Annotated in this window: 25 protein-coding genes; 16 read left to right on the top strand and 9 right to left on the bottom strand. The window is 47.4% G+C overall.

The window, feature by feature from the left end; genetic code table 11:
- Positions 1 to 100 precede the first annotated feature (100 nt).
- Positions 101 to 523 carry a 3-hydroxyacyl-ACP dehydratase FabZ gene (gene fabZ / locus ACXAGL_RS04825; RefSeq protein WP_027954748.1) on the top strand — a complete coding sequence of 141 codons (423 nt, stop codon included), beginning with the start codon at positions 101 to 103 and terminating at the stop codon, positions 521 to 523.
- A 368-nt stretch (positions 524 to 891) separates the two neighbouring features.
- A complete protein-coding gene (locus tag ACXAGL_RS04820; protein ID WP_474969740.1) occupies positions 892 to 1,143 on the top strand; it encodes a hypothetical protein in 252 nt (83 codons plus the stop codon).
- Between the two features lie 35 nt (positions 1,144 to 1,178).
- Here the strand turns inward: ACXAGL_RS04820 and ACXAGL_RS04815 are convergent, their stop codons facing one another.
- Entirely contained in the window at positions 1,179 to 1,358 is a 180-nt protein-coding gene (locus ACXAGL_RS04815; RefSeq protein WP_474969739.1) for a YjfB family protein, read from the bottom strand.
- A gap of 203 nt (positions 1,359 to 1,561) precedes the next feature.
- On the opposite strand from ACXAGL_RS04815, the gene ACXAGL_RS04810 reads away from it, so the two are divergent.
- From ACXAGL_RS04810 to ACXAGL_RS04800, 3 genes are all read left to right on the top strand, one after another.
- Positions 1,562 to 2,182, top strand: coding sequence for a hypothetical protein (locus tag ACXAGL_RS04810; RefSeq protein ID WP_474969738.1), 621 nt, complete (start codon positions 1,562 to 1,564; stop codon positions 2,180 to 2,182).
- 476 nt (positions 2,183 to 2,658) lie between these two features.
- The gene (locus tag ACXAGL_RS04805; RefSeq protein ID WP_474990175.1) at positions 2,659 to 4,005 is read left to right on the top strand and encodes an efflux RND transporter periplasmic adaptor subunit; all 1,347 of its coding nucleotides are present in this window, start codon (positions 2,659 to 2,661) and stop codon (positions 4,003 to 4,005) included.
- On the top strand, positions 3,992 to 7,069 hold the full coding sequence (locus ACXAGL_RS04800) for an efflux RND transporter permease subunit (RefSeq protein WP_474990174.1): 3,078 nt from the start codon (positions 3,992 to 3,994) through the stop codon (positions 7,067 to 7,069). The genes ACXAGL_RS04805 and ACXAGL_RS04800 overlap by 14 nt, the downstream gene beginning before the upstream one ends.
- A gap of 281 nt (positions 7,070 to 7,350) precedes the next feature.
- Here the strand turns inward: ACXAGL_RS04800 and ACXAGL_RS04795 are convergent, their stop codons facing one another.
- Both ACXAGL_RS04795 and ACXAGL_RS04790 read right to left on the bottom strand, forming a co-directional pair.
- Complete coding sequence (locus ACXAGL_RS04795; RefSeq protein ID WP_474970860.1) at positions 7,351 to 7,722, bottom strand: PilZ domain-containing protein; 372 nt, start codon at positions 7,720 to 7,722, stop codon at positions 7,351 to 7,353.
- Positions 7,723 to 7,812: 90 nt separating this feature from the next.
- On the bottom strand, positions 7,813 to 8,535 hold the full coding sequence (locus ACXAGL_RS04790) for a CBS domain-containing protein (protein WP_474969734.1): 723 nt from the start codon (positions 8,533 to 8,535) through the stop codon (positions 7,813 to 7,815).
- 240 nt (positions 8,536 to 8,775) lie between these two features.
- Here ACXAGL_RS04790 and ACXAGL_RS04785 point away from each other — a divergent pair, with 240 nt between their 5' ends.
- Positions 8,776 to 9,105 carry a helix-turn-helix domain-containing protein gene (locus ACXAGL_RS04785; protein WP_474969733.1) on the top strand — a complete coding sequence of 110 codons (330 nt, stop codon included), beginning with the start codon at positions 8,776 to 8,778 and terminating at the stop codon, positions 9,103 to 9,105.
- A gap of 44 nt (positions 9,106 to 9,149) precedes the next feature.
- Here ACXAGL_RS04785 and ACXAGL_RS04780 read toward each other — a convergent pair whose 3' ends face one another.
- Both ACXAGL_RS04780 and ACXAGL_RS04775 read right to left on the bottom strand, forming a co-directional pair.
- Positions 9,150 to 9,914 carry a sugar phosphate isomerase/epimerase family protein gene (locus ACXAGL_RS04780; RefSeq protein ID WP_474969732.1) on the bottom strand — a complete coding sequence of 255 codons (765 nt, stop codon included), beginning with the start codon at positions 9,912 to 9,914 and terminating at the stop codon, positions 9,150 to 9,152.
- 155 nt (positions 9,915 to 10,069) lie between these two features.
- Positions 10,070 to 10,213, bottom strand: coding sequence for a hypothetical protein (locus ACXAGL_RS04775; RefSeq protein WP_474969731.1), 144 nt, complete (start codon positions 10,211 to 10,213; stop codon positions 10,070 to 10,072).
- 114 nt (positions 10,214 to 10,327) lie between these two features.
- Here ACXAGL_RS04775 and ACXAGL_RS04770 point away from each other — a divergent pair, with 114 nt between their 5' ends.
- Positions 10,328 to 10,573, top strand: coding sequence for a hypothetical protein (locus tag ACXAGL_RS04770; protein ID WP_027954760.1), 246 nt, complete (start codon positions 10,328 to 10,330; stop codon positions 10,571 to 10,573).
- Positions 10,574 to 10,826: 253 nt separating this feature from the next.
- On the opposite strand, the gene ACXAGL_RS04765 is transcribed toward ACXAGL_RS04770, so the two are convergent.
- The 3 genes from ACXAGL_RS04765 to ACXAGL_RS04755 are packed head-to-tail and all read right to left on the bottom strand — an operon-like array spanning position 10,827 to position 11,651.
- The gene (locus ACXAGL_RS04765) at positions 10,827 to 11,120 is read right to left on the bottom strand and encodes a hypothetical protein (RefSeq protein WP_474969730.1); all 294 of its coding nucleotides are present in this window, start codon (positions 11,118 to 11,120) and stop codon (positions 10,827 to 10,829) included.
- A gap of 1 nt (position 11,121) precedes the next feature.
- The gene (locus ACXAGL_RS04760; RefSeq protein ID WP_474969729.1) at positions 11,122 to 11,445 is read right to left on the bottom strand and encodes a hypothetical protein; all 324 of its coding nucleotides are present in this window, start codon (positions 11,443 to 11,445) and stop codon (positions 11,122 to 11,124) included.
- Between the two features lie 5 nt (positions 11,446 to 11,450).
- Entirely contained in the window at positions 11,451 to 11,651 is a 201-nt protein-coding gene (locus tag ACXAGL_RS04755) for a hypothetical protein (RefSeq protein WP_281658960.1), read from the bottom strand.
- 43 nt (positions 11,652 to 11,694) lie between these two features.
- On the opposite strand from ACXAGL_RS04755, the gene ACXAGL_RS04750 reads away from it, so the two are divergent.
- Entirely contained in the window at positions 11,695 to 12,135 is a 441-nt protein-coding gene (locus ACXAGL_RS04750; protein WP_474970862.1) for an Hsp20/alpha crystallin family protein, read from the top strand.
- Here ACXAGL_RS04750 and ACXAGL_RS04745 read toward each other — a convergent pair.
- The gene (locus tag ACXAGL_RS04745; protein ID WP_474969727.1) at positions 12,132 to 12,563 is read right to left on the bottom strand and encodes an Hsp20/alpha crystallin family protein; all 432 of its coding nucleotides are present in this window, start codon (positions 12,561 to 12,563) and stop codon (positions 12,132 to 12,134) included. The genes ACXAGL_RS04750 and ACXAGL_RS04745 overlap by 4 nt on opposite strands.
- Positions 12,564 to 12,920: 357 nt before the next feature.
- Here ACXAGL_RS04745 and ACXAGL_RS04740 point away from each other — a divergent pair, with 357 nt between their 5' ends.
- From ACXAGL_RS04740 to ACXAGL_RS04705, 8 genes are all read left to right on the top strand, one after another.
- Positions 12,921 to 14,234 (top strand): ABC transporter substrate-binding protein, encoded by a 1,314-nt coding sequence (locus ACXAGL_RS04740; RefSeq protein ID WP_474990173.1) that lies wholly within the window; start codon positions 12,921 to 12,923, stop codon positions 14,232 to 14,234.
- A 176-nt stretch (positions 14,235 to 14,410) separates the two neighbouring features.
- Entirely contained in the window at positions 14,411 to 15,271 is an 861-nt protein-coding gene (locus tag ACXAGL_RS04735) for a carbohydrate ABC transporter permease (RefSeq protein ID WP_474970865.1), read from the top strand.
- The gene (locus ACXAGL_RS04730) at positions 15,271 to 16,095 is read left to right on the top strand and encodes a carbohydrate ABC transporter permease (RefSeq protein WP_474969724.1); all 825 of its coding nucleotides are present in this window, start codon (positions 15,271 to 15,273) and stop codon (positions 16,093 to 16,095) included. The genes ACXAGL_RS04735 and ACXAGL_RS04730 overlap by 1 nt, the downstream gene beginning before the upstream one ends.
- A gap of 23 nt (positions 16,096 to 16,118) precedes the next feature.
- Positions 16,119 to 17,162, top strand: coding sequence for a LacI family DNA-binding transcriptional regulator (locus ACXAGL_RS04725; RefSeq protein ID WP_474990172.1), 1,044 nt, complete (start codon positions 16,119 to 16,121; stop codon positions 17,160 to 17,162).
- 45 nt (positions 17,163 to 17,207) lie between these two features.
- On the top strand, positions 17,208 to 17,930 hold the full coding sequence (locus ACXAGL_RS04720) for a ThuA domain-containing protein (RefSeq protein WP_474990171.1): 723 nt from the start codon (positions 17,208 to 17,210) through the stop codon (positions 17,928 to 17,930).
- 13 nt (positions 17,931 to 17,943) lie between these two features.
- Positions 17,944 to 18,984 (top strand): Gfo/Idh/MocA family protein, encoded by a 1,041-nt coding sequence (locus ACXAGL_RS04715; RefSeq protein ID WP_474969722.1) that lies wholly within the window; start codon positions 17,944 to 17,946, stop codon positions 18,982 to 18,984.
- Positions 18,981 to 20,042, top strand: coding sequence for a Gfo/Idh/MocA family protein (locus ACXAGL_RS04710; RefSeq protein WP_474990169.1), 1,062 nt, complete (start codon positions 18,981 to 18,983; stop codon positions 20,040 to 20,042). The genes ACXAGL_RS04715 and ACXAGL_RS04710 overlap by 4 nt, the downstream gene beginning before the upstream one ends.
- The gene (locus ACXAGL_RS04705) at positions 20,039 to 21,007 is read left to right on the top strand and encodes a sugar phosphate isomerase/epimerase family protein (RefSeq protein WP_474969720.1); all 969 of its coding nucleotides are present in this window, start codon (positions 20,039 to 20,041) and stop codon (positions 21,005 to 21,007) included. The genes ACXAGL_RS04710 and ACXAGL_RS04705 overlap by 4 nt, the downstream gene beginning before the upstream one ends.
- Positions 21,008 to 21,045 lie beyond the last annotated feature (38 nt).

Below are 21,045 nucleotides of genomic sequence, written 5' to 3'. Positions count from 1 at the left end.
ACCTTTTCAATGACAGAATCGTACAATTTCCGAAAAAATTTTGTTCCAGAGAGCTCCTGCCCTTATAATTAGAAAAGAACGCAGGAAAGGAGCTTTTAACATGTTGGACATTAACCAAATTAAAGAAATCATTCCCCACCGCTATCCCTTTCTTCTTATCGATCAAGTAGAAGAGCTTGTGGAGGGGGAGCGCGCGGTAGGCTATAAAAACGTAACGATGAACGAACCCTTCTTTCAAGGGCACTTTCCGGATTACCCGGTGATGCCGGGTGTTCTGATCACTGAAGCCCTGGCCCAGATGGGGGCAGTGGCGATGTTGAAGAAAGAAGAAAACCAGGGAAAACTGGCCTTTTTCACAGGTATTGACAAATGCCGTTTCAAACGCCAGGTCAAACCAGGGGACCGTTTGAAGCTTGAAGTGGAAATTGTCCGCCTGAAAGGCCCTGTAGGTAAAGGGAAAGCGAAAGCCACCGTCGATGGTGAGCTTGCCTGCGAAGCGGAAATTATGTTCGCTTTGAAATAACTGATGAAAGACCCGTCTGAATGCGGGTCTTTTTTTATGGAAAAAGCTCTGTTAAAGCCTGTTGTTGATATTTTAAACGATTACTAAATCGTCTCCGTCTGGAATTAGGGGCCCGGTCCGTTGTTTACTCAGAGCATGGGATGGCAGGGAAAACCGTCCGCTTTCCGCGGCTCACGGTACCCCACGGAAAGGGAGTCATTCCCAAGGCCGCCTCCTGCAAATCCCATGACAGAAAGGAGTGATCTGAGCTCACATGTTAAACAACAACACCAAGCAATAACAGGGCCATGGAAAAAAAGCAGGGAGGATGGATGGATCTCCACCCGCTGGACATACTAACACTCAAGATGAGAAAAGGAGGAAATGAAATGAAATCCTTATTACTTAAGCTTATGACAGCTCTATTTGCCATCACATTACTCGGCGCTTGCGCTTCTGAAGAGGAGCCCGCAGAAGAGGAAAACGACACAGAAGAAAACATGCAGGAAGAAGAAAACATGGAAGAAGAAGAGAATATGGACGAAGAAGAAAATATGGATGAAGAAATGAAAGAGGAAGAGAAGGAACAGGAAGACATGACAGACGAAAATGCTCCTGAAGATGAAGAAAATAACGAATAACCGAAAGCAGGGAGAGTTCTCTCCCTGCTTGAACTTTATCCTCTTAAATCTACACGATTACCAAGATCAGGGTGGGAAACCGACTGGTTCAGCATTTCCACCATCTGACTCCCTTTTGCCTCGGACTCATCTTTCACTTTGTCCATTAATGCAAGGTTGGTCTGCTGTTTGAGCTGCGTCTGACCAAGGACCATCGATAAAGCGGCAGTATCCATAATATCCCTCCTTTCGTATTACCATCGGCGCCTCCGGAGCAAAATGAAGAGAAAACAGGAGGAAGCCGTCTATCAATCGTTGAAAACCTTTGGAAAAAGCATGCGTGTTATGTAAAATGGAAGTATAAACGTTCATACAGACTTTACAAATACGTGTTTCCACGTTTGGGTTGTGTGGAATAAGCGAATTGAGGTGATTAATGATGAAGTATAGAACGGCGAACGACTTAAAAGACCTGCTGTTGGAAGACTATGAAAAAGTAGTGAACAACATCCCGCTCGAAAAACTGGATGTTTATGTTTACCTTCAAACCGTCTTCCATGATACTTATGTGCCGGACGACACCTTGTACCAATTCATCTTCCGCCATTTCTTCCGGCTCGATAATCCAAGCTTAACGAAGGAATTCGAGATTTTCTATTTTAAACTGATGGAAGAACAAAGGGGATATGAACGGCCGAATATCGTCCAGATCACCAGGGATTTATATGAAGTGAAGAATCATAAGGGAAACCCTACGATGCAGTTTCCTCTGGCGGCTTCCATGCTTCATACCATCAATCCGGGCTTTCCTTCCTATGACAGTGATATTGTGAAAGCCTTTGATTTCTCCTCTACTTATCACCTGTCCGGATTTGAGAAGAAAATGAAACGGTATATCGGACAGTATCAGCATACATTCAAAACGTATGAAGAGCTGATCCAGGATGAAGCCCTTGAACCGATGTTCAATCATTTCGATGAACGGTTCCCTGAATACGACCTGCCTAAGATTAAAAAATTGGATCTTATGGTTGCCCAGCTCGGCAACCTGCTTCAATGAAAAAAAGAACCTCCTGAAAAGGAAGGTTTCCGGCTGTCGAGAACAATCTCGGCAGCCTTTTTTTGATTTCTCTAAGGGAGAGGATGGAGCAGTTCCGACCGGTGTCAGTTGGAAAAAAGAACCCCTTTTTTTGAAGTCACCCCGGGGATGTCACGAGGAGTTTCCGATGGTGACGCCTGAGGCAGGCATCCACCGGTAAGCGGAACGCTGCCATTCCCAGCACTTATGGATGACCCCGGTGTATCACAAAGTCCCCTCTAATAGTGCTTGGACCTTTCACAATATTGTCATTTTCGCTAAAACACTACAAGTTGCAATACATTTCACACTTTAGTAACATAATTCATAATTGTGACTATTTGGTCACTCCCACAAAAACAGTGGGATTTTGTCGTATGTTTGCGGAAGGTATTAGGGAAAATATAGATAGGAAAATGATGGGACCTCGGAGTCTTACTACGGAAGGGAAGTCTTTAATGAAACGGTTGTTGCTACTACTTATACTACTTTTCTTTGTAACCGCTTGTATGCAGGAGGAAAGCTCGAAAGAGACAGAAGAACGGGTGACTCCGGTGAAGGTGGATGGTGTTCAAAACGAGGATTTCGTTATTGAACGAAAAATTACAGGACGCGCGGCCTCGCCTGATTCCTCCCCGGTGATGCCCGAGACGCCAGGGGAAGTGGCCACCTTGAATATCGCTAAAGGGGACCGTGTAGAAAAAGGGGAGACGATAGCCGTCGTCCGCCCCGGTGGGAATGTGGGGGATCAGGTAGAACTGCAGGAGATTGCTGTCCGACAGGCAGAAAAACAGCTTGAGAATGCCAGGATTTCTGAAGAGCAGGCGCAGCTTGGCGTTAAGAACGCAAAAGACCAGGTGGAATTGGCAGAACAGGCCTCTCAGTCGGAAGCCGGTCAGACTGCTCAAGCGGCAGAGGCGGCAGGTCAGCAGTATGAGCAGGCGCAGCAGATTGCCGATGAAACGAAAAAACTGGTGGATGAAGGCACCATTCCAGAAGCTCTCTACAGTCAGGCGCAGAGTAGAGCTGATCAAGCCCAGGCTCAGTATCAGCAGCTTCAAGGACAGAAGTCCCAGTCTTCTTCAGCCGTCGCTCAGGCGGAAGCTCAAGTCGATCAGGCGCAGCAGCAGCTCGATCAGGCAGAGGTGGCTGTCGATCAGGCGGAACTTCAAGTAGAACAGGCGAATGTGCAGCTGAACCAGGCGGAAGAACAGGCAGCGAATGAGGCGATTACAGCTCCTGTGACAGGTGAAGTCGCAAGCCTGAGTGCAGAAGAAGGGGACACGGTGACAAATCAGCAGCCCTTTGCAACAATCGTTCGTTTGAACCCGATGACTATTTCCGCTTCCATCACTCCTGAACAGCTGGATCTTTTTGAAAAGGGACAGGAGCTCCAAGTCGACCTCCCTGCTTTGGAAAAAGAAGCAGCGGCAGTTATCGATTACATCTCTTCTGTTCCCGACGATACCGGCCTTTATCCAGTTGAAGCGACGGTCGACAATGCCGGAGAGGAAATCAAGCCGGGGATGATGGCCTCCTTCCTGCTCCCCGAAAATGTCGTTGAGGACACGTTGATTATTCCTACGGACTGTCTTGTTGAACAAAATGATGAGACATTCGTATATAAAGTCGAGGAAGAGAAGGCTGTCCGTGTGGATGTGGAAGTGATCGAATCACAGAGTGACTTCTCTGCCGTTTCTGGTGATCTTACGGCAGAGGATGAGGTTATTACTACAGGACAGCTGACCCTCTCAGATGGTGCACAGGTGACCATCATGAAGGAGGATTCTGATGAAGCTCGTTAATCTGTCCGTCAAAAGACCTGTAGGTGTCATTATGATTGTGGCCGCCATCTTAGGCCTTGGATTCGTTTCATTAAGAAGTTTAACCATCGACTTATATCCTGAAATTGAGCTTCCGATTGCGGTCGTATCCACTTCATACGAGGGAGCGGCCCCCCAGGAGGTGGAGAAGCTGGTCAGCCGGCCGGTGGAATCGTCTGTCAGCAGTATTGAAGGATTGGAGGTGCTTCAGTCTCAATCACAGGCTGGAGCGTCTCTTGTCCTTCTTCAGTTTAATACAGGAGTCAATCTGGACAGCACGCTTTTACAGGTAAGAGAAAATGTGGATCAAATCACCGGGGTCCTTCCGGAAGGAGCCTCGGATCCAAGTGTGCTGCGATTTGATCCACAGCAGCTTCCTATTATGACCATCGGCCTTTCGGGAGATACCCCGGATGAATTACAGCAGGCAGCGGAAAACCGGATTGTTCCGTTTCTGGAAAGGCAGGAAGGGGTTGCTTCCGTCAGTATTGAAGGCGGTCAGATGAGTGAAATCCAGGTGCTTGTCGACCGTGCGCAGATGGCCCAGTATGGACTTGATTCACAAACGGTCATCCAGGCGCTCAACGCCTCCAACCAGTCCGCCTCTGCAGGAACGATCGAAAAAGGACAGAAGGACCTCCAGATCAGGGTGGACGGGGAGTTCAGCTCGATTGACGACGTGAAGAATACGAGAATTCAATCACAGACAGGTGCCCAGGTTACCCTTGATCAAATCGCAGATGTCAGTGAAACACTGACGAACTCTGATACGGTGAGTAAAGTAAACGGGGATTCATCGGTCGTTCTTTCTATTTTGAAAAAGTCGGAAGCCAACACAGTGGAAACGGCGGACAATGTCAGGGAAGCCCTTGATGAAGTGCAGGGAGACCTTCCAGAAGAAGTCGGCACGAATATCGTTCTGGATACATCGGAGTTTATTAAAATATCCATTAACAGTGTCGTTTTAAACATCATTCTCGGAGGAATCTTCTCCGTGCTCGTCCTGCTGCTATTTTTGAAAAGTATCCGGGCGACGCTTGTCATTGGTCTGTCCATTCCGATCGCCATCATTTCGACCTTCACATTAATGTACTTCACAGGAGAGACACTGAACGTGCTGACGATGGGAGGACTGGCTCTTGGGATCGGTATGATGGTGGACAGTTCCATTGTTATTTTGGAGAATATCGTCAGCTACCGTCAGCGGGGATACTCAATGGTGGAAGCAGCTAAACAGGGAGCTTCAGAGCTTGCTCCTGCTGTTGTTGCTTCGGCTACGACAACACTTGTTGTCTTTCTGCCGATCATTTTTGTAGAAGGGATTGCCTCGGAACTCTTTACTCCGCTTGCGCTGACAATCATGTTTGCTTTGATTGCCTCGCTGGCTGTATCGGTCACGTTAATTCCGATGCTGTCGTCGAAGCTGTTAACAAAGTCCTTGAAAGAAAGCGGACGACGGTATTGGTTCGATCGATTCCTCGATAAAGTGAACAATGGGTACCGATCGATGCTGCGCTGGGTATTGAAGTTCCGGAAAACGACGATCGCAATTACAGGAGCTCTAATCGTCGGAAGTGCTGCTCTGGTGCCTCTGATCGGCACGGAATTCATCCCTCCGTCTGACCAGGGTCAGGTGGAAATAAGGGTCAACATGCCGGCAGGGACCTCGCTGGATGAAACAGAGTCCGTGACCGCTCAGGTGGACGAGCAGCTGGATACTTTTGAAAATCTCGTGGATGTTCGTTACCTGTCTATCGGAGGAGGTAATATGGGCGGTTTTGGAGCAAGCACCTCTGACTTTGCTTCCTACACCATTCAACTGGTCGAACCTGATCAACGGGAGAAAACGACCCAGACGGTGATGAAGGAAATGGACGAAGCCGTGTCTGATATTCCGGGAGCTGAAATCGAAGTCAGTGAACTGGATGCAGGACTGGGGACAGGAGCACCTCTTCAAGTACAGTTGAACGGTCCTGAATATGAAGTGCTTGATGAACTCGGCGGTCAGGTCGCCTACTTGATGAATGAAGTGGATGGTGTTCAGAACGCCGCTTCTTCGACCGATGAAGGACGCCCGCAGATGAATATTACCGTCAATGAAGCGAAAGCGTCTCAATATGGGCTGACCGAGCAGCAGGTGATCAGCCAGGTGCAGCTTGGATTCAATGGACAAGTCGCTACCCGGTACCGGGATGGTACGGATGAAAAAGACGTACGCTTCCTGCTTCCGGAGGAGGAGCGGCAGACGATTGCGGACTTAGAGGGCATGTCGGTTCAAACACCGAACGGAGCTCTGGTTCCACTTGCGACGATTGCCGAGTTGGAGCAGGTCCAGGGACCGGTCTCACTGTTGAGAGAAAATCAGCAGCCTCAGGTGAACGTTGAAGCGGAAATCTCAGACATTGATCTGGGAACAGCGACCGAGGAGGTCCGGGCGGAATTGGATGCCTTGAATTTCCCGGATGGATACTCCTACACGATTGGCGGCCAGGCGCAGGATATGCAGGAAGCTTTCGGTGATTTATCCCTGGCCCTGCTATTCTCTGTGTTTCTCGTTTATGCGGTCATGGCTGTGCAGTTTGAGAACTTCCTTTTCCCATTCATCATCATGTTCTCTCTCCCTGCTACTATTATCGGGATCAGCGGTGGATTGTTCATGACAGGACTTCCATTCAGTCTGCCGGCCTTTGTCGGTATAATCATGCTGGCAGGGATTGTCGTGAACAACGCCATTGTTCTAGTGGATTATATAAATATACTCCGCAGGAAATCCTATGAGAGGTATGAAGCCATTCTGGAGGCTGGACCAAGCCGCCTGCGTCCAATTCTAATGACGACGCTGACAACGGTTCTAGGCATGGTCCCTCTGGCCATCGGTATCGGACGTGGAGCTGAAGCCCAGCAGCCACTGGCCGTCACGATTATATTCGGACTTACCGTCTCGAGTTTCTTCACATTGGTCTTGATTCCGGTTGTCTATACGTATTTTGATGACCTGTCTGCAAAAATCACAGGATTCTTCCGAAAACGATCGGCGAAAGAATAAATGAAAAAGGGTCTTCTCTACGCAGGGAAGACCCTTTTTCATTGTATGATAACAGCCTGAATTGAAGTGATAAGAATAGGACGGGCACGTACAGAGTAGCGGCAGCGTTGGACTCCCGTAGTAGAAGGGACCAAGCGGGAGTCTGAACGTCCTGACGGTTCCACCAGAGGAAAGCGGGCCGTTTTCCCCCATCCCTGCTGCCGCGTGTGCGCAGCCCACCGGATCTTTCCTGGATTTTTGAAGGGGGTGATGGAAAAAGGCGCATATAAAAAGCCTCCTTGTTAAGGAGACTTTGATTCTATTTGAGTCTTTTGATGTTCTGCCAGGGAATCTCCAAGCTTTTGAATGTTATTCTTCAAACGGTCCGGGTAATCAAAGACATGTAAACCACACGTTGTTTTCTCTTCATTGGTTTTCAGCCAGATGATCCGGCCTTCAAAGGTGAAGGTTTCCCCGTCCATCATAAACGAAATAATCACTTCATCTCTCATCGACAAATGAGGCTGCGGGGAGGAGGTAAAGCGCATGCCGTTCAGGCTGATGTCATTGACCTCAAGCGGCCCGGACACCTGTGGGCTGAATTTCTTGTTATAAAAACCAGGGAGAGGTGATTGGAATGGATATCTGAAAGGTTCTTGTCTTCTTTCGTGCAACGTCGGCCACCTCTTTCTTATATGGTCAGTTAAGTCCATCATATACTCCTGAATACATGGATTCAATCTTTAATCAGTTAAAATTCCGAATTACGAAATATCCTGTTCCCGCCTATCAACTTTAATCAAATCCCACGTGGTAACGATTCCCATAGGAAGGTCATCCGGTTGTCCTGTTTTCGTAAGAATGACCGCTTTCAGTTTCTTATCTTCATTCAGACTCTTCTCAAACCTTTCCTCTAAGTCGAATACTGAGGCGGTCGTGGAAAGAAATTGAACATTGGCATGTTTCTCATAGCCAAGAACATCGGCGGCCTGTGCGTGAAGGGCGGGAGGGTCTCCATGTTCAGCTGTCTGTGCAAGGAAACGGACAATGCCGTCATTAGTCAGGAGTCCGGCAAAGCGATGGCTGTCATCATAGATGGGGAACTGGGAAATCCCGTGCTTGCTGAATGCCTCCATAATATGAAGCAGATCCGTGCTCATCTTAAAGAACAGGACAGGACGCGTAGCGAAGGTCAGAGCTTCAGGTGGCTGCTCAAGAACCTTTTTAATGCTCTTCAAATGATGGACGACATCTTCATGCGGCGTGGCGATATAATAATCACCGCTGATCCGTTCATGGACAATGGCGTTTCTTAATTTGGCATATTGTTTAAGCTGGTCAAAATGAACACGGACGACACTGTGCTTCAGTTTGGAATGCTGAAGCAGCTCTACGAAATTGTCGTTTTTAGGATATCCGTTCAGTTCCTTCAGGTGCTGGTGGATTTGATTGAAGGTTATTTCAAACTCTTCTACAATATCATGCATGCAAATCACCTTTTTTTTGATTTGTTTATAGTATTTCTGTTTTTGATGGTATCAATTCCTGATCTGATGAAGAACAAAAAATTAAAGAATTTTTTGTCGAAGCCGATAATAATAGGTAGAATAAAAAACGGGGGAATGCGGCTTACTACTTTCGACACGTTTCAAAGTAAAAACGTGCTTTAAATAGAACGAAAACCGTAAGTATGCTATACTCGTAGTACATAGAAAGAAGGTGAAAATATGATCGGTGAACGCATACAGAAAATACGTAAAGACCGACATATGTCGCTGTCAGAACTGGCGGATAGAGCAGGGGTCGCAAAGTCTTATTTGAGCTCGATCGAGCGGAACATCCAGACGAATCCTTCGATACAATTCCTGACAAAAATTTCTCAGGAACTTGATGTTTCCATTAATTTTCTCCTTCACGGCGAATCAGAGCCGATGGATGAAACACTGGATCAGGACTGGATGACACTTGTCCAGGAAGCCATGAATTCAGGGGTATCCAAAGAGCAGTTCCGTGAATTTTTAGAATTTAACAAATGGAGAATTCATCAGAATAAATAAGAACCTGACTGGATGCGCTCAGTCAGGTTTTTTTCTGGGAACACTCAGTTTGTTAGTAAAGATGGGAATTTATTTTTGACGTAGGACATGCTGATTTCAAGGCTTTCCATCGGGGTCCGGCGGCTTTCGTCCTGCTCCACCACCCACCATTTCACACCGTTTTTCTCCCCGAGGGTGAAAATGGTATCCAGATCGACGCCTCCTGTACCCAGTTCCGCAAAAAACTGCTCCTCATCCAGTGTCATATCCTTTAAGTGGATGAGCGGTGTACGCCCCTGGTAACGGTCGATCCAGGCCGCAGGATCCCCACCAGCCTTTTGAATCCAGTAGATATCAAATTCCGCCTGTACGTCCTCTTCACCGGTTTCCTGAAAGATTTTTTCCAAAGGAACGGCTCCATCAGGAAGCGGAGTCAATTCAAAGTCGTGATTATGGTAGCACAATGTCAGGCCGTGGTCACGGCAGACAGCGCCGATGTTTTTCAAATCCTCAATCAGAACCTCGTAATCCCCGGGCTCCCTGTCCTCGATATAAGGACACACGATGTAAGGACTTCCGATGATTTTATGGTTTTCAATCACCTGGGTCAAATTTCCCCTCAGTTCCTCAAGTGGAACGTGACTGGAAGCTGCTTTCAGTCCCAGCTCGTCCAGAAGTGCGCTTACTTTCTCAGGGGAAAGTCCACCGAAACCGGCAAACTCAACGCCTTGGAATCCTAAATCTGCTACTTTCCTTAACGTTCCTTCAAAATCCTTCTCTGTTTCGTTCCTTAATGTATAAAGCTGGACAGCGAATGGTATGGTGGTCATGATTTCATTCCCCTTTCTTTTTATATAGACACTTTTGCGTTTTACACTCCAAAATCCTTCCAAAAATGAAAAAACGATAAGCCAAAGGAAAAAAAGTAAACCGAATCTCCGTTGAATGACGATGAATCGGCGTTCGTCATCGTTGAAAAAATCCCCTATACTACAACCAACAGAAAGGAGTGATCCAGGTGACGACGGTTGAACATACTTTGAAAACCCTGAATGGATTCCGTTCCCTTTGCTGGAGCTGCAAGCAGGAACTGTTGGAAGAGGAAGTGGTCTTCAAGCAGGACGTTCACGTTTCTATACCCTTATGTTTCGATTGTTATAACATGGAGGTCGATGATTTCGGGGAGTGACACATTCCAGTGACGGGGGAATAGGATAGTCTAGAAAAGGTGAGGTGAATAGAAATGCCTGTATCCGTCGTCTTTAATCAGATTGCTGTCAATTCACTAAGCGAGAATGGCCTGATATCCACTGGTCAGAATAATCAGCCGGACTGGTCGTGGCAGGGCAAGAACAATAATGCAGCTGGTATTCCTGTCGGTTTTTTCATTGCCACCAATAATGTGAATACGATTTTTGATAATGACTTCACAGATACTCCGATCAATAACCCTACGGTGAATAACCCTCAACCGAACGTTCAAGTGTAGGAGGGACGCATATCGACATTCGTTTCGATTCTATTTATGTTAATCAGATTGTAGAGAACTCGGGCATCTTCGTCGGACCCAATACCCAGTCAAACTGGAGCAGTCATGAAAAACTAAATGCAGCGCTCGGCAGCGTGATTGGAGACGGCAACATTCTTTCGTGCAACATCAATGTGGTGTATGACAATGATCTGATCGATATGCCTGTCACCAGTTACAGTTCAGAGCATAAGAAAAAAGAGAAGCCCGGGAACTATTCAGCTTCCTGAGCCTCTCTCATTTTTTCTTCCATCATGTTTTGAATCCATTCCGGCAGTTCCGTGTCTTCTTGTTTGGACATGAAATCCAGCAGCGCCGAGTCGCTGAGGATGGACTTTAGTTCTTCCAATGTGTTTCCGTCCCCGTGAATGGTTCCGAACCCTTGGTTGAGTTTCTGATGTCCTTCAAAACCTGTGGGTACGTTATTCCCCATGTTCAGGCAGGAAGCATTTTCGATCGTTCCGATCCGGATACTTCCGATGAAGAAATTCGGTGATAAATAAGCCATCTTACTCCTCCTTGGAAGGGAAGGTGAATTTTAAGCCGTCATTGGTTTGTCTAAGCTTGGGTGCGGGGGAGGCCTTGGGTTTTACATGGACCCCGAAGTTATTCCCCATGTTCAATGCACCGCTCAGTTCCTCAATATCGAGTTGATCAAGCTGGAAGGTCAGCTGTTCCAGAGAAGGTTCCTTGATTGTTACATGGTCGATATGGATGTGGTATTCGATCGGACGTCCCTTGACCTGCTGCAGAGCTGCTTTTAATTCTTCAATCTGTTTTTCCAAGTCATCTGTTTTTTTATTGGAATCCCGCCGCTTTCGTGAAAAAAACATAGCGGTTAATCCCCATCGGCAGAAGGGCGTTTCATTATTAAGTGTTTATTATGGAGGAGGGAGTTGCGATGCCCGACGACTTTTCCATTCCCTTCATACACACGGGCGTGTGCCTTGAAGCCGGACTGGAAATTCGTACCTGAAAACACTCCTGAGGATTTGGAAACCTGGTGGATCGACAGCTGACCAAAATGGATGCGGCTCATGAAATCACCTCCTATGACTAATGTATGAAAGGGAAAGATAAGCATGATGGACTTTATGAAATGGTTCAATCCGGTTGGTGGTGAAGATGGCAGCTGGAACGGTCCCGTTCCCAACTGGATGAATGGCGATAAAATGAATGACTTTCTCCAACAGTCGATGAAGGAAGCTTTGTCTTCTACTCCTTTTCACCATGAATCACACCTGAGGAAAGAACAGGAGCTGGATCAGGTGAAGGTCGTGGAACTGATGAATGAAGTTGTGGTTACAGTATCCCTCAGTCATCCGGTGGATCCGGATATGATCAGACTGAGTGTCGGCAGCGGATATTTGTATGTGGAGGGAGTGGAAGCCGGCCGGATGACCATTAAACTTCCGGCGGCAACCAGCAGAAGAAACGTCTACGCCCAATATCGGGAAGGCCGGATTGAGATACGTCTGCAGAAAAAACAAACCGATGAAAAAGAAATTTTTCTGCATTATTAATCTTCAAAAATGACCTTCATCTCCTGACGATGCGGACGTTTGAAAATAGTAATAATCAACAGGCCCTCTTTATAGGAAGTGACAACATCCTCGAATGCAAAATGGAAAGGGATCGGAATGACTCTTTTGAACTTCCCTTTCATTCGTTCATTGTGATGGAGCTCTTCTACAGGTACTGGATAATGAGGTGTGATTTCGCCTTGAATAATGAGGTGTGTCCCTTGCTGGGAAAGATGGAGTGGATCATTTTTACTGAACCCGGGGAGTTCAACGACAACGACCCCCTGATCCTTTGTTTCGAATAAATCATACGATGGTCCGCGTTTCGGAATGACGTGATGCATATCATTCCAGAAGTCTTCTCCCAGAACTTTTTCAACATTTTCAGAGAAAGCTTCCCAGTTGATGGAATTGTTCTTTTTCTTCATATCGATCACCTCATTTCATTAGTTTATGTTGGGGACGGGCTTCCCATAACCGTGAAGGAAACGGTCTTTTGAAAGCGCTGCCCGTTTCAGGAATTATTTGAAAAATGGTGTTGTGTTTAAGACAGGCACATGTTATGATTTAATCAACTCAAGTGGTCATTGAATTTTATGCAAACGTATTCACATGAATATCAAGCACTCTTCTTTATATTCAATGGACAAGCCGGCGAGCTTTTTTTAATATCATTTGTGCAAACGTATGCACGATTCGTTGCACAACATCGCCGGAATGGTTCTCTTTTTTTCATGTGATATGAAAGCGGATTCAATGATTAATAGAAAATAGGGGTGGATGTAATGAAAAAGAACAAACTTTATTCGGGTTTTGCTACTGCTGTACTCGCTTCAACTGTTGCTCTTGCAGGCTGTTCCTTCGGTTCTGACAGCAGCGGAGATTCAGGCTCCTCTGATAGTGCATCCGGCGATCAGACAACTGTAGATATTTTCCAGTTCAAAGTAGAATTCAAGGATCAATTTGAAGAGCTTGTTTCCATGTATGAAGAAGAAAACCCTGATGTAAATATCAACGTAAAAACAGTGGGTGGAGGAAATGATTACGGAGCTTCCTTGAAAACATCCTTCTCCTCCGGGGAAGAGCCTGACATCTTTAACGTAGGCGGACCAACAGATGTAGATGAATACGAGCAGTACCTTGCTGACTTATCTGATACAGAAGCCGCTGGAGCTGCATTGGAAGGAACCTTGACAGGCGTATCCCGCGATGATCAGGTTCTGGGACTTCCATTCAACCAGGAAGGCTACGGCATGCTTTATAACAAGGAAGTTTTTGAAGAAGCCGGAATCAACGCGGAAGAAATTACAACCTTTGATGCCTTTGAAGAAGCTTTGGAAACCCTTGATTCCAAGAAGGATGAGCTTGGCATCGAAGCACCGATCGCCTTCGCAGCAAAAGAGAAGTGGGTACTTGGGAACCACCTTTCCAACGCATACTTGGCGGATGAGTTCAATCATAGTGTGACGGAAGCCTATGAAGCCGATACAGTCGAATTCCAAATGGGTGATCAGATGAAACGTTTCACCGATCTCCAGAAAGATTATTCCGTCCAGCCTGTTTTGAGCCTTGATTATTCCCAGCAGGTGGAAGAAAACTTCTCCCTTGGAAAAGTAGCTATGATCCAGCAGGGGAACTGGGTATACAATACCGTTGAATCCATGGATGAAGAATTCGCTCAAAACAACGTAGGCATCCTGCCTATTCCGGTGGAAGGTTATGAAGGCAGCATCCCTGTCGGTGTGCCAAACTACTGGGTTGTGAACAAAGAGTCTGAAGATGAAGTGGTTCAAGCAAGTAAAGACTTCCTTGATTGGATGTACACATCTGAAGAAGGTAAGAAATTCGTAACAGAAGAGTTCAAATTCATTCCTGCTTACGAAGGGTACGAGGATCTTGAAATTGCCGATCCAATTTCCCAGCAGATCTACGAGTACGCAAGTGAAGGCAATACACTTGGATGGGTCTTCCTCGGCGCTCCTACAGGCTGGACAGAAGACGCGATGGGTGTAGCGATGCAGGAATACATTGCCGGCGATATCACTTGGGAAGAAGTGGAGAAGAGAGCAACAGAAGCCTGGGAGAAAGCCCGTCAGTAAATGGATGTTGGTGACCGGCGGCGGCCATGCCGCTGCCGGAACTATAAAACTCTCCTCTATTAGGATATTTGCTGAAGTAAGTATGTTAATAGATGGGATGTTTTGATCCTATTCTTTTATGAAATCGATACCATAACCAGCGGCATCTACCGCATCATGTATTGGAGGAGTTGTACATGCAGAACCGCAGCTTATCATTCTGGCTGTTTTTGACACCGGTTATTCTTGGTTTGGGGATTGTCGTCGTCATCCCATTCTTCTACGGTCTTTTCTATTCATTTACAGACTGGAATGGAATTACGGCTACAGCTTTTATCGGGTTTGAGAACTACATCAACCTGTTTCAGGAAAGTGAATTTGTGGATTCCATATGGTTCACTGTGAAATTTGCCCTCATTACGGTCGTCCTGCTTAATGTGATGGGACTGGGCCTGGCCCTGCTTGTGACACGGAATATTAAATCAAGCAGTCTTCTGCGGACCGTCTTCTTTATGCCGAACTTGATCGGTGGATTGATCCTCGGGTTTATCTGGCAGTTCATTTTCATCAGTGTGTTCGGTGATATTGCCGGAATTACAGGAATCGAAGGTTTTGAAGGCTGGTTGTCCACCACAAATACCGGCTTCTGGGGTCTTGTCATTCTGACAGCGTGGCAGATGGCTGGTTACATCATGATCATCTACATTGCTTACCTTGAAAACATTCCGAAAGAACTGATTGAAGCGGCGAAAATTGATGGAGCAAGCAGTTTCCAACGCTTCAAAAATATTACGTTCCCCCTGGTCGCACCAGCGTTTACGGTTAGTATGTTCCTTACATTGTCCATGGCTTTCAAGATCTACGACCAGAACTTGTCCCTGACCAACGGTGGACCATTCAACTCCACGCAGATGGTAGCGATGGAAATCGTACGTACAGCGTTCTCTGACAACGATATGGCCTATGCCCAGGCAAAAGCGGTTATTTTCTTCCTGATCGTTGCTGTGATTGCATTGACTCAGGTGTATTACAACAAGAAGCGGGAGGTTGAGATGTAATGAAGAAGAACAAAGAGAGAAGAAATTTACTATCGATAGAAATCCTCGGCCTTCTGCTTGGATTGATCTGGATCTCGCCATTTTACCTGATGATTGTCAATGCGTTCAAAACGAAGCGGGACATTTTCAGCGGGGTACTCGGATTTCCGAGTGAACCGGTTTTTGAAAACTTCGTCGAAGCGTTTGTTGATCTTGAATTCCTGAAGTCTCTTTTCAACTCGCTCATGATTACAGGGTTCAGTATTGCGATCATCATCCTGTTTTCATCCATGGCCGGTTATGCGCTGGCGAGAAATAAAAGTAAGCTGAGCAGTGTGATTTTCTTCATCTTTGTGGCCGCGATGCTTATTCCGTTCCAGTCGGTCATGATTCCGCTTGTATCGATCTTTGGACAGGCGGACATGCTGAATGCCGGCGGATTGATTTTCATGTATCTCGGATTCGGCTGCAGTCTTTCCATCTTCCTTTATCACGGAGCGATGACAGGAGTATCGAAATCCCTGGATGAAGCGGCTATCATCGATGGAGCGAACCGCTTCCAGACATTCTGGTACATCATTTTCCCGCTGCTTAAACCGATTTCCGTTACGGTAGCTATATTGAATGTCATCTGGATCTGGAACGACTACCTGCTTCCATCCCTTGTTCTTAATGAATCCAACGCAACCATACCGTTGAAAATGTTCTATTTCTTCGGGCAATATACGAAACAGTGGCACCTGGCGCTGGCTGGACTTACCATTGCCATCCTGCCGGTCATCATCGGATACTTCTTCGCACAGAAGCAGATCATCAATGGTGTATCAGAGGGTGCTGTTAAATAAACGAAGAAGGGAGGTAGATGAACGTGTCCGTAACAATCAAGGATGTGGCCAAAAAGGCCGGCGTCGCGCCATCTACCGTATCCCGTGTCATCTCGGATAGTCCGAGAATCAGTGAAAAAACGAAGCGGAAAGTCCGGAAAGTCATGGATGATCTTGGCTATCACCTGAATTACAACGGCCGTGTCCTTGTCAGCCAGTCCACGCAGACCATCGGCATCGTAACGAAAGTTTCTTCTGATCACTTTTTCGAAAATCCGTTTTTCTCCGAATTGTTACGAGGAATCAGTGATGCCTGCCATGAACGGGACTACAGCATGTACCTGACAACAGGGAATACAGAGGAAGCGATTTTTCAGGAAGTCGTCAAGATGGTCCAGGGAAAACGTGTGGACGGTGTGCTCGTGCTTTACTCCAGGGAAGACGATCAAGTCGTTCCGTTTTTAAGAGAATCCAGCTTTCCTTTTGTTGTGCTTGGAAAGCCTGTCGATCGACCGGGAGAGACGATGTATGTAGACAACGATAACGTAGAGGCCAGTAAGGAAATGACCCGGTACTTGATTGGACTTGGCCACGAAAGAATCGGATATGTCGGAGGCAACTCCCAATTTGAAGTCGCCCGCGACCGGTTGGAAGGATATCGCGCCGCCATGAAGGATCAGGGGCTGCCGGTTGATGAAAAATGGCTGAAAAATGATCCATCAGACAAACAGGATCCCGATCAGGTTGCTGAACAGCTCCTGGTCCTTGAAAAGATACCGACAGCTTTAATCTTCACTGACGAATACAATGCGCTCACAGTTATGCGGTCCTTGTCCCGCAGAGGAGTGTCCATTCCGGAACAGATGAGTATCGCCGCCTTTAACAATACGGTGGTGTCAAGACTCGCTGATCCCCCGTTGACGACGGTGGATACGCAGGCGATTCAGCTTGGACATGAGTCAGCCTCCAGCTTGATCGACCTGCTCAAACGTCCGGATATGGTCAAGAAAAGCATGATCATCCCTACAAGAATCGTGGAACGGGAGTCGTCCTGCAGGCCGGAGCGTAGCAGACAGAAAAAAGCATGATCCATAGAAAATCAAACAGAGATAAAGGAAAAGGAGATGGAAAGAATGAATGTACTAGTATGGAACGAATATCGACATGAAAAAGAAAACCAGGTCGTTGCTGATGTTTATCCCGACGGCATTCACGGCGCAATTGCAGAATTTCTGGGCGAAGATCATGCCCATGTGAAAACAGCCACCCTCGATGAAGAGGAGCATGGATTGACAGATGAAGTCCTTGCCGAAACAGATGTCCTCGTATGGTGGGGCCATAAAGCCCACGACGAAGTCCAGGATGAGATTGCTGAGAAGGTGAAGCAGCGTGTCCTTGACGGGATGGGACTTGTCGTTCTTCATTCCGGCCATTTTTCCAAACCGTTTAAGAAATTGATGGGGACTTCCTGTGATCTGAAATGGCGGGAAGCCGATGAGAAAGAACGTCTATGGGTCGTTGATCCCACCCACCCGATCGCTGAAGGGATTGGGGAATACATCGAACTGGAAAAAGAAGAGATGTACGGAGAGCATTTTGATATTCCTGCGCCGGATGAGCTGGTCTTCCTCAGCTGGTTTGAAGGCGGCGAAGTGTTCCGTAGTGGTGCCACGTTCAAACGCGGACGCGGAAAGATTTTCTATTTCCGTCCAGGTCATGAAACGTATCCAACCTATTACAACAAAGAAATACAAAAAGTCATCCGCAACGGTGTGAACTACGTCCGTAACGCAGACACGCCGAAGCCGGTTTATGGAAATGCCCAGCCTTTAGAAAACATTACGAGTAAATCATAAAGGAGCTGTAACGATGACAATGCTGAAAGTTGCTGTAATCGGATGCGGAAGCATCGCCCAGAACCGTCACTTGCTGGAATATGAAGCGAATGAACATGTGGAAATCAAGGCGGTTTGTGATATCGCTGAGGAACGGGCCCGGAAAGTAGGGCAGCTGTATGGAGCTACAATCTATACGGATTATGAAGATCTTTTAGAAAAAGAAGATATAGATGCGGTGAGCGTCTGCCTGCCGAACTACCTGCACGCTCCTGTGTCCATCGCCGCTTTGAACAAGGGAGCGCACGTGCTCTGTGAAAAGCCGATGGCTACTTCAAGAGAGGAAGCGGAGGACATGATCGCTGCGGCAGAAAAGAATGGAAAGAAATTGATGATTGCCCACAACCAGCGTTTTGTGCCGTCCCATCAGAAAGCCAGGGAGCTGATTGAGTCCGGCAGCATCGGAAAAGTGTACAGCTTCCGTACGACTTTCGGGCACGGCGGTCCGGAAGGCTGGAGTGCCGAAGGGGAAGACAGCTGGTTCTTTAAGAAAGATCAGGCTTTCATCGGTGCCATGGGGGATTTAGGTGTACATAAAGCCGATCTGCTCCGCTACATCCTCGGACAGGAATTTGTCGAAGCGGCCGGCTTTGTCGAGAACAATGCGAAAAAAGATATCACGGTGGACGATAATGCGGTCTGTATCCTCCGCTCAGAAAACGGCATCGTCGGAACAATGACAGCAAGCTGGGCTTACAATACCCACGAGGATAACAGCACAGTCATATATGGAGAGAAGGGAACGCTGCGTCTGGAGGACGATCCTGTGTACTCCCTGATTGCCCAGTATACAAACGGGGACATCGTGAATTATCAGCTTGGGAAAATCCAGTCGAATGACGAAGGCGGTCAGACGAATACGCAGGTGATTGATCATTTTGTCGACAGCATCCTCAATGACACGGAACCACTCATTACTGGGGAAGAAGGTCTGAAATCACTTGAACTGATCCTTGCTGCGGTCCGTTCAGGGGAAACAAAGGAAATCAGTCGTATCGAGCGTGCTCTTCAATGACTCGGTTGAAAATGGGAATCATTGGAGCGGGGGGAATTGCCCAGGGGAGGCATATTCCCTCTTTCCTTGAATTAAGCGGAAAAGTAGAATTAACCGCCGTTCAGGATGTGAACCGTGACCGGGCGGAAGAGGCAGCGGAGACGTTCGATATCCCCTACGTCTTTTCTTATTATAAAGATATGTTCCAGGAAGTGGATGCTGTAACGATCTGTACGCCGAACAAGTTCCATGCAGAGATTGCGGTTGCAGCTCTGGAAGCCGGGGTCCATGTGCTCTGTGAGAAACCGATGGCCATGACAACGGCAGAGGGAGAGGCGATGATCGAGGCGGCAGAGCGGAATAACTGCATCCTTGACATTGCCTACCACTACCGGTTTACTCCAGAGGCGCAGCTGGCGAAGAAAGTTTTGTTGAACAATGAAATCGGGGAGGCCTTCGTGACGAGAGTCCAGGCTATGCGCCGCCGTAAAGTTCCCGGCTGGGGTGTATTCACAAATAAGGACCTCCAGGGTGGAGGAAGTCTGATCGACTTCGGCTGTCATCTCCTTGATCTTGCTCTCTGGCTTCTGGATGATCCGGAACCGGTTGAAGTGACGGGCCGGACTTATGACCGGCTGAGCAGGACACCGGGACTTGTCAATGACTGGGGCAGCTTTGATCATGAAACCTTTAACGTAGATGATCATGTAACAAGCTATATCACGTTTGAAAATGGCGAGTCGCTCCAGTTTGAGTGTTCATGGGCAGCGAACATTAAGGAAGACCATACAACCTTGACCATTTCAGGCACGGAAGGCGGCTTGAGTGTCTATCCGTTTGAATTATACCAGGCGAAATACGGTGCCTTGTTTGACAGCTCAGCGAAAATCCGTGAAGGAGAGCCGGAAGTCGGGGTTCTTCAAGCGGAGAATTTTATTGATGCGTGTCTCGGCCGGGCAGAGCTTGTCGTAAAACCGGAGCAGGCACTGAAAGTCACCAGGCTGATGGAAGCCATTTATGAAAGCAGTCAAACCGGAACAAGTGTTAAACTAAACCATAGAGCGGAGGATGCTGAATGAAACTAGGGGTATTTACCGTCCTTTTTTCTGATAAATCGTTTGAAGACATGCTCGATCATGCGAAAGAATCCGGCTTGAAGGCCGTTGAAATCGGGACAGGAGGCTATCCAGGCGATGCTCACTGCAACCTGGATGAACTGCTGGAAAGTGAAGACAAGCGTAAAGAATACCTTCAAAAAGTCCATGACAGAGGTTTGACGATCAGTGCCTTCAGCTGTCACGGCAACCCGATTTCTCCTGACAAAGCGTTTGCAGAGGAATGTCATGACACCTTTGTTAAAACCGTCAAACTGGCAGGCCTGATGGACGTACCTGTCGTCAATACGTTTTCCGGAACACCGGGAGGACACGAAAATGACACCGCTCCGAACTGGCCGGTGACTCCGTGGCCGCCGGAATATTCTGATATTCTTGAATGGCAGTGGGAGAAGAAGCTGATTCCATACTGGAAAGAGCAGGCCCGGCTCGCTGAGGAGCATGGCGTGAAAATCGGCCTGGAACTGCATGCCGGTTTTCTCGTCCACACGCCATACACGATGCTGAAGCTCCGCGAAGCTGCAGGAGAAGCCATTGGTGCAAACCTGGATCCGAGTCATTTGTGGTGGCAGGGCATCGACCCGGTCGCAGCGATAAAGATTCTGGGTCGTGAACAGGCGATTCACCACTTCCACGCCAAAGATACGTACATCGATCAGGAAAACGTGAACATGTATGGCCTGACGGATATGCAGAATTACGCAGCCGTGCAAACAAGAGCATGGAGCTTCCGTTCTGTCGGATACGGCCATGGGACGAAAGAATGGTCTGATATCATCAGTGCTCTAAGGACGTTCGGATATGACCATGTGGTGAGTATTGAACACGAAGATCCGATCATGTCCATTCAGGAAGGGTTCCAAGCTGCGGTGAAGAACTTAAAAGATGTGATGATAGAGGAACCGGCAACGGACATGTGGTGGGCCTGACGGCTGGCTGACATGGACAAATAAAGCCGCTGGAAAGG

Source organism: Halobacillus sp. ABA4_118, from assembly GCF_056160205.1.
The sequence above is the reverse complement of the archived record's forward strand: the minus strand, read 5'-3'. Positions and strand labels throughout refer to the sequence as shown.